The organism is Amycolatopsis sp. NPDC004368, from assembly GCF_053602515.1.
Genome location: NZ_JBSGDT010000039.1, coordinates 63,084 through 70,736, shown reverse-complemented (window position 1 = coordinate 70,736; position 7,653 = coordinate 63,084). Strand labels below are relative to the sequence as shown.

5 protein-coding genes are annotated in these 7,653 nt (G+C 70.9%); 2 read left to right on the top strand and 3 right to left on the bottom strand.

What is annotated here, in order from left to right; genetic code table 11:
• Nucleotides 1–1,514 precede the first annotated feature (1,514 nt).
• From ACWEOE_RS35625 to cofC, 3 genes are read right to left on the bottom strand one after another with little or no spacing between them, the layout of a single operon-like run.
• A complete protein-coding gene (locus tag ACWEOE_RS35625; RefSeq protein WP_452017095.1) occupies nucleotides 1,515–2,468 on the bottom strand; it encodes an NUDIX hydrolase in 954 nt (317 codons plus the stop codon).
• Complete coding sequence (locus tag ACWEOE_RS35620) at nucleotides 2,465–4,942, bottom strand: RNA degradosome polyphosphate kinase (RefSeq protein WP_452017094.1); 2,478 nt, start codon at nucleotides 4,940–4,942, stop codon at nucleotides 2,465–2,467. Before ACWEOE_RS35620 ends, ACWEOE_RS35625 begins: the two co-directional genes overlap by 4 nt.
• 55 nt (nucleotides 4,943–4,997) lie before the next feature.
• On the bottom strand, nucleotides 4,998–5,630 hold the full coding sequence (cofC, locus tag ACWEOE_RS35615) for a 2-phospho-L-lactate guanylyltransferase (RefSeq protein ID WP_452017093.1): 633 nt from the start codon (nucleotides 5,628–5,630) through the stop codon (nucleotides 4,998–5,000).
• A 111-nt stretch (nucleotides 5,631–5,741) separates the two neighbouring features.
• Here cofC and ACWEOE_RS35610 point away from each other — a divergent pair, with 111 nt between their 5' ends.
• Both ACWEOE_RS35610 and ACWEOE_RS35605 read left to right on the top strand, forming a co-directional pair.
• A complete protein-coding gene (locus ACWEOE_RS35610) occupies nucleotides 5,742–6,446 on the top strand; it encodes a lysophospholipid acyltransferase family protein (protein ID WP_452017091.1) in 705 nt (234 codons plus the stop codon).
• Nucleotides 6,446–7,471 (top strand): NAD(P)H-dependent glycerol-3-phosphate dehydrogenase, encoded by a 1,026-nt coding sequence (locus tag ACWEOE_RS35605; protein ID WP_452017089.1) that lies wholly within the window; start codon nucleotides 6,446–6,448, stop codon nucleotides 7,469–7,471. The genes ACWEOE_RS35610 and ACWEOE_RS35605 overlap by 1 nt, the downstream gene beginning before the upstream one ends.
• Nucleotides 7,472–7,653: the final 182 nt, after the last annotated feature.

Below are 7,653 nucleotides of genomic sequence, written 5' to 3'. Positions count from 1 at the left end.
CGAAGAAGACCCCGGCCAAGCCGGCGGCCAAGCGCACCAGCGCCGCCAAAAAGAAATAACACCACCCCGGCCCACAGCCGGGAACACGCACCACACGCACCACATGCGGCAGGGCCCCCTCCCACCACGGGACGGGGCCCTGCCGCATATCCGGGGGTATTTCAAGGCCAGGGGTGCGGTTGAGGCTGCTGGGCCCTGCGCGGGCACGGTGTGGCAGAGGAATGCGCACTAGGCCGTGCCGCATGCCCAGGGCATCCAGGGGTGCGGGTGGAGACCGACGCGGGGGCGGTGAGCGAAGCCCGTGGCAGAGGAAAACGACCGGGTCCTGCCGAAGGTATTGGGCATTCCGCGGCTGTGGGTTAGGGGCTGAGGCAAGGGCGGTGGGCCCGCGAGCGCACAGTGTGCAGCGCAATTCGGTCGGGTCGTGTGGCGCGCCGAGGTCTTTCAGGGCGCGGTGAGGCCGAGGTCGCGGCGGCGGGCGGACGCGCGCTTGCGGTCCCAGGACGCGAGCTGACGGTGCGGTCGGGCGATGGGCGCAGGCGCGATCTTCCGGCGATCCATGGGCGAGGCGAACCTCACGGAAGGCCACCGCGCCCCACTCCGCCGCCAGGAACAAGGCCGTCGCGACAGTCACTCCGCTCACCCCGCGCATTCAGCCGCCGCGCCCTACCATTCAGCCTGGCCAAGGAACCATGGCCCGCAACATGGGCCATTCCCAGGCAATCCCTCGGAGCAATGCCCAGGCGCACGCCGATCACTCGCCTCGGGCGCGAACCTACCCAGGCCAACACTTCCCGCTCACTGGCCGACGACTCGCCGCGCAATAGCCGGGGCGATCCCCAGCTGCACGCCGACGACTTCGCCCTGCACGGTGGCGCCCGGGCGTGAGAACGCTGAGTGCAGCGCGCGTCAGGAGAGCCCGAGGGAATTGGTGGGAGCGTGGACGCCGGGTCGCCGGGCAGGCGTGAGCCGGGAGTTGGGTCCTGGAGACACAGCCGAGAGAAACGGAGGGCGTAGGCGGCCGCTGGTAGGTGCGGGAACCCTCGGGCTCGTCGGCCATCCCCGTGGATCGGCTGCGGGGTAAGGCATCGGGAGCTGGGCGAACGAATGTGGTCGTGAGCTTGGACTCTCGGCCGAGCGCGAAGTGCGAAGCCCCGCCGCAGCAAAGAGGTCTGGGCGCCTCGCTGACTCGACGGTGAAGGCAGAACGGACAAGGGACGCGACCGCAAAGACTCCGGCGGCCCACAGCGAACCTCAGCGCCGCGAACTGGCCGGCGAAGCCACCGAGGCCAGTGAAAATCTCACCCCACCCGAGCTTGATCCGCCGTTCGGGCGGACTTCCCCAGTGACGAAGCCCGGGCTCAGCCAATAAGCGTCCCCAGAGAATCTCGCCGCACAGAAAACGGGACCGTGGCAGTTTTCGAGCGCATTCGAACAGTCGGGATTCGCCTAAAAGCAGACGGCCTCCCCCTCGAAGAAGGATCGAGGAGGAGGCCGTGTGGGAAAGAACTGCGTCAGTGGCGCGTCGGGGCCGGGGCCGGGAGGGGCGTCGGGTAGTAGTCCGCCGCGGCGAGGCGCGGGCCGACGTCCCCGGAGGCCGGGTGGAAGGAAAGGACCCACAGGGAGCCCTTCTTGCTGGGCACGACGCCCCCGCGAGCGGCGGCCAGCTCCGTGCCGTCGCGGTCGGCCAGGGCGCTGATCAGGTCGGGGATCACGCCGCCCTGGCTGGCGATGAGCGGGGTGCCACCGTCGCCGGCGATGGCCAGCAGCCGGGCGATGCCGAGGACCGGGTCGGGCCAGTAGCCCTCTTCCGACAGGAGGTTCTCGTGGCGCACGTCGACGCCGAGGTCCTCCGCGACGCCGCGCACGGTCTGCACGCAGCGAAGCCGCGGGGCCGAGAAGACGCGCGTCGGGCCGAAGCAGGGCAGCAGGGTGCGCAGGGCATCCGCCTGGCGCTGGCCGGCGTCGGACAGCGGGCGCAGGTCGTCGTCGCCGGTCCAGTCGTCGCGTTTGCCCGCCTTGGCGTGGCGGACGAGCAGCACGGTGGTCAGCGACACCGGCAGTGCGCAGAACTCGCGCAGCACCCGCACGTCGGTGTCGCGCGTGAGGAGCCGCTCGGCCGCGACCGCGTCGAGCCAGCGCAGCTCGTCGACCTCGTGGTTGGCCACGAAGGAACCCGACACGGCCTCGCCGCTGAAGTAGTCGACCGTCTTCTTCAGCACCCCACCGCCGCTGCGGGCGGGCACGTCGTACGTGGTCTGCGCGACGTGCCGCCCCAGCACCGCGTGGTAGCCGGTTTCCTCCTGCACTTCCCGCACCGCCGCGGCGGCGATAGTCTCTCCCGGATCGAGCTTGCCCTTGGGCAGCGACCAGTCGTCGTACCGCGGCCGGTGCACCAGGGCGACTTCGAACCCGTCACCGGCGCGGCGCCACAGCACAGCACCGGCTGCGCGGACGTCCACGCTCATCCGGCGGCCCCGTGCAGCTTCGCCAGCTCCACCTGGTGATCACGGACCTGCGAACCGGCCGCCGGGAACGGCTGCCACTCGCCGGTGGCCGTGAGGACCCAGCAGCGCGTGGTCGGGTCGAGCGCGGAGTCGAGCACCGCGTCGAGCTGTGCCGTGAGCTTCGGGTCCTTCACGCGCACCAGCGCTTCGATGCGCCGGTCGAGGTTGCGGTGCATCATGTCGGCGCTGCCGATCCAGTGCGTGCCGCCCGCGCGGAAGTGGAACACCCGCGAGTGCTCCAGGAACCGGCCCAGGATCGAGCGGACGCGGATGTTCTCCGACAGCCCCTCCACACCCGGCTTCAACGCGCAGATGCCACGCACCACCACGTCGACCGGAACTCCGGCCTGCGAAGCGTGGTACAGCGCGTCGATCACCTGCTCGTCGACGAGCGAGTTGCACTTGATCCGGATCCCGGCCGCCTGGCCGGCGCGCGCGAGCTCGATCTCCTCGCCGATCGCGCGCACGATGCCGCGGCGGATGCCGTGGGGCGACGTGAGAATCGTGCGGTAGGTGTCCTGCCGCGAGTAGCCCGTGAGCACGTTGAACAGGTCGGTGACGTCGGCGCCGATGCTCGGGTCGGCCGTGAGCAGGCCGAGGTCCTCGTACAGGCGCGCGGTCTTCGGGTTGTAGTTGCCGGTGCCGATGTGGCAGTAGCGGCGGATGGTCGAACCCTCCTGCCGCACCACCATCGACACCTTGCAGTGCGTCTTGAGCCCGACGAGGCCGTAGACCACGTGCACGCCCGCGCGCTCCAGCGTGCGCGCCCACGTGATGTTGGCCTGCTCGTCGAAGCGCGCCTTGATCTCGACCAGCGCCACGACCTGCTTGCCGGCCTCGGCGGCGTCGATCAGCGCGTCGACGATCGGCGAGTCGCCCGACGTGCGGTACAGCGTCTGCTTGATCGCCAGCACCTTCGAGTCGGCCGCGGCCTGCTCGATGAAGCGCTGCACGCTCGTGGAGAACGAGTCATACGGGTGGTGCACCAGCACGTCGCCCTCGCGCAGCGTCGCGAACACGCTCTTGGGCGTCTCGCGCTCGCCGAACGCCGGGTGCGTCGCCGGCACGAACGGCCGGTCCTTGAACTCCTTGCGGTCCACACCGGACAGCTGGTGCAGACAGGTCAGGTCGAGCAGCCCCGGGACCTCGACCACGTCGGCAGGATCCACCTCGAGCTCACGCAGCAGCAGCTCGAGCATGTGCTCGCTCATGTCCTCGGCGACCTCGAGCCGCACGGGCGGGCCGAAGCGCCGCTGCGCGAGCTCGCGCTCGAGGGCCTGCAACAGGTCCTCGTCGCGGTCTTCCTCGACCTCGAAATCGGCGTTGCGGGTGACGCGGAACACGTGGTGCTCCGTCACCTCCATGCCCGTGAACAGCTCGCCCAGGTGCGCGGCGATGAGCTCTTCCAGCGGCAGGAACGTGGCCGTGCGGTTGCTTCGTTCGGTCTCCACGCGCATCAGGCGCGGCACGTTGCTCGGCACCTTCACGCGGGCGAAGCGCTCCGTGCCGCCCTGCGGGTCGCGCACCGTGACCGCGAGGTTGAGCGAGAGCCCCGAGATGTACGGGAACGGGTGCGCCGGGTCGACGGCCAGTGGTGTGAGCACGGGAAAGATCTGCTCGGAGAAGTAGCTCGACAGCCGCAGCTGGTCGGCTCCCGAGAGGTCGGCCCAGCCGACGAGGCGGATGTCCTGCTCCGCGAGCTCCGGGCGCAGGTGGTCCTCGAACGCGCTCGTGTGGCGCTCCACCAGGTCCTGGTTGCGCTTGGCGATGTAGTCAAGCTGTTCGCGCGGCGTGAGGCCGTCGGCACTGCGCACCGACAGGCCCGTGTCGTCGCGGCGCTTCAGCCCGGCCACGCGGACCATGTAGAACTCGTCCAAATTGGACGCGAAGATGGCCAGGAACTTCGCCCGCTCGAGCAGCGGCTGCGACTCGTCCTCGGCCAGCGCGAGCACGCGCGCGTTGAAGTCGAGCCACGACAGCTCGCGGTTGAAGTACCGGTCGTCGGGCAGCGTCTCGACGGCCGTCGGCGCCATCGCGGTCACGGCGGGCGGAGCCGAGGGCACGGCGCGGAAATCTTCGCCGGAGGCAGCGGAACCGTCGAGCGCGGCGGTGGTGCGGCGGCTCGCGGGCCGGGTGGTCTCCGGGGTGGCGACGGCCGTGGCCGCGGTGGTCTTGCGCGCCCGCGGACTTTTCACCGGCTCGGTTTTCGCGGTCTTGGCCTTGCCGGCGGCGTTGCTGCCCGCCTTGGCGGCGGTTCCGCGCGCGGCCGTTTTCACCGCGTCCGCGGAAGTGACGCTCTTGGCCGGCGTCGTCTTCTTCGCCGCGCTGGTGCGTCGTGCGGGGCTCGCAGGGGCGTCAGCTTTCGCCGCGCTGGCCCTGCGCCGCCGAGCGGGCTGTCCCGATGTGCTGGCGTCGTCTGTGCTCACGCTGCCCATTGTTCACTACGAACGCGCTGTTTGCGCAGACCGCGGTGAAGGTCAAATGAACACCTCAGCCCATCGGGACGGTTTCGTCGGGCAGCAGCGCCGCCGTGTGTTTGCCGACACCGAGCGCACGCGCGTGGCGCAGATCGTCCGAAGTGTCCACGTCGCTGCGCAACGACACCATCGCCCCGCTCAGCGCGACGGCCCCCGAATCGGTGTGCCGCTGGGCGGAACCGGCGCCGAAACGCGGATCGAGCGGCGCGCCGGGCGCCGACAGCAGCAGCGTGGTGCCCGTGCCCTGGTGGTCGGCCACGAACGCGCGCCGGCCCGCCGCCTCGGCCAGCGCCGCGGCGAAATCCCCCGCGCGCAACGCCGGCAGGTCGGCCTGCAGGGCACCGACGACCCCGCCCGGCTCGCCGTCGCGCAGCAGAGCCGCACCGTGACGCAGTGCTTCGTTGAGCCCGCCGCCCACCGGCTCGGGCACCAGCTCCACGCCCAGACCGGCCAGCTCGGACACCGCCGCCGGGTCGGTGGCCACCACCAGCACGCGCCGTACCCCGGCCGCGGACGTGACCGCCGCCAGCGTGTCGTACGCCAGCGCCAGCACCAGGTCCGCGTGCTCGGCCCCGGCCAGCGCGCCCCGCAGGCGCGACTTGCCCACGCTGGGGTGTTTCAACGGCACGACCAGGTCCACGTTCACCCGTCCATCTTTACCCGATCCCGGCGTGGCGCGGGGTGAGCGCACCCTCCCTGGACTGCGTGAACCCCGGCGCGGCAGGATCTGCCCGAGTGGATCGACCGAGGAGGAGCTTTGGCGCGGCGTGAGAAGGGCGGCTTCTGGGTGGGGCTGGCCGCCTTCGTGTTCTACCCGCTGACCCGTATCGGGAAGCGGCGCTACATCGGCGCGGAGAAGATTCCGCGCCAGGGCCCGGCGGTGCTGGTGCTGAACCACATCTCGCACCTCGACCCCGTGGTCGACGCCGTGTTCGTGCACCGCCAGAAGCGTGTGCCGCGGTTCTTCCTCAAGGACAGCCTGCTCGAGGTCCCGGTCCTCGGGAAGATCGCGACGGCGTCGGGCCAGATCCCGGTGTCGCGCAACTCGAGTGCGGCGGGCGACAGCCTCCGGGCCGCCCACGAGGCGCTGCGTGAGGGCAAGATCGTGGTGATCTACCCCGAGGGCACGATCACCAAGGACCCGGCCGGCTGGCCCAAGGAGTCGTTCACCGGTGTCGCGCGCCTCGCGCTGCAGAACGACGTGCCGGTGATCCCGATCGCACGCTGGGGCACGAACTTCATCTACAACGGCTACACGAAGAAGCTCACGCCGTTCCCCCGCAAGACCGTGACGCACCTGGTCGGCGACCCGCTGGACCTTTCGCCGTACGCGGACGCCAACCCGCGCAGCGCCTCCACGCTGCGTGCGGTGACCAAGCTGATGATGGACGAGGTGACCCGCCTGCTGTCCGAGATCCGCCAGGAGGAGCCGCCCGAAAAGAAGCCGGAGGACGGCGCCTGATGGCCGCTTTCGCCTCGGACGTGCAGCGGGTGACGGTGCTCGGCGCCGGCTCGTGGGGCACCGCGTTCGCCAAGGTCCTCGGCGACGCCGGCCGCGACGTGACGATGTGGGCGCGGCGCGAGTCGGTCGCCGAGGAGATCACGGCCCGCCACTCCAACGAGTCGTACCTGCCCGGCACGCGGCTGCCCGACCGCGTCACGGCGACGGCCGACCCGGCGGCGGCGCTCGACGGCGCCCAGGCCGTGGTGCTCGGCGTGCCGAGCCAGAGCCTGCGCGCGAACCTCACGGCGTGGCAGCCGCTGCTGCCGCGCGAGGCGATCCTGGTGAGCCTCGCCAAGGGCGTGGAGCTGGGCACGCTCAAGCGCATGAGCGAGGTGATCGCCGAGCTGGCGAAGGTCGACGCGGGTGAGATCGTGGTCGTTTCGGGGCCGAACCTGGCCCGGGAGATCGCCGCGGCACAACCGGCCGCGGCGGTGCTGGCGTGCGCCGACCACGAGCGCGCGATGGCGTTCCAGCGGGCGAGCTCGAACCAGTACTTCCGGCCGTACACCAACACCGACGTCGTCGGCGTCGAGCTGAGCGGCGCGTGCAAGAACGTGATCGCGCTGAGCTGCGGGATGGCCGCCGGCATGGGCCTGGGCGCCAACACGATGGCGACGTTGATCACGCGCGGGCTCGCGGAAATGGCGCGCCTGGGCGCGAAGCTCGGCGCCGACCCGCTCACGTTCGCGGGGCTCGCCGGTCTCGGCGACCTCGTGGCCACGTGCTCGTCGCCGTTGTCGCGCAACCGCACCTTCGGCGAACGGCTCGGCCGCGGCGACACGCTGGAGCAGGCGCAGGCCGCCACCGGCGGGCAGGTCGCCGAAGGCGTCACGTCGTGCTCGTCGATCCGCGAGCTGGCGCGCGGCCTCGGTGTCGACATGCCGATCACCGACGCGATGCACCGCGTGTGCCACGAGGGCGTGGACCCGCGTCAGGCCGGCGCCGAGCTGCTGGGGCGTTCGCAGAAGCACGAGTGGAGCTGATCTCCCAACAACTGGGATCCGGTTGACCACCGGGGCCGGTGCTGGTTCGCTGTCGGCGTGACGATGAGCGAGATGACTGTGTGGCAGAGGTCCAGTGACCTCGGCCCGGTCGTACCCTCGTCGTGTCGCTGTTGTCGGTGAACCCAGCCCCGGCCCAGCTTCACTCTCTCTTTCTTCTGCGA

What these genes read in the sequence shown, in the direction of transcription:
- ACWEOE_RS35625 (WP_452017095.1), bottom strand. Translation starts at nt 2,468, where the DNA reads ATGAGCGTGGACGTCCGCGCAGCCGGTGCTGTGCTGTGGCGCCGCGCC.
- ACWEOE_RS35620 (WP_452017094.1), bottom strand. Translation starts at nt 4,942, where the DNA reads ATGGGCAGCGTGAGCACAGACGACGCCAGCACATCGGGACAGCCCGCT.
- ACWEOE_RS35605 (WP_452017089.1), top strand. Translation starts at nt 6,446, where the DNA reads ATGGCCGCTTTCGCCTCGGACGTGCAGCGGGTGACGGTGCTCGGCGCC.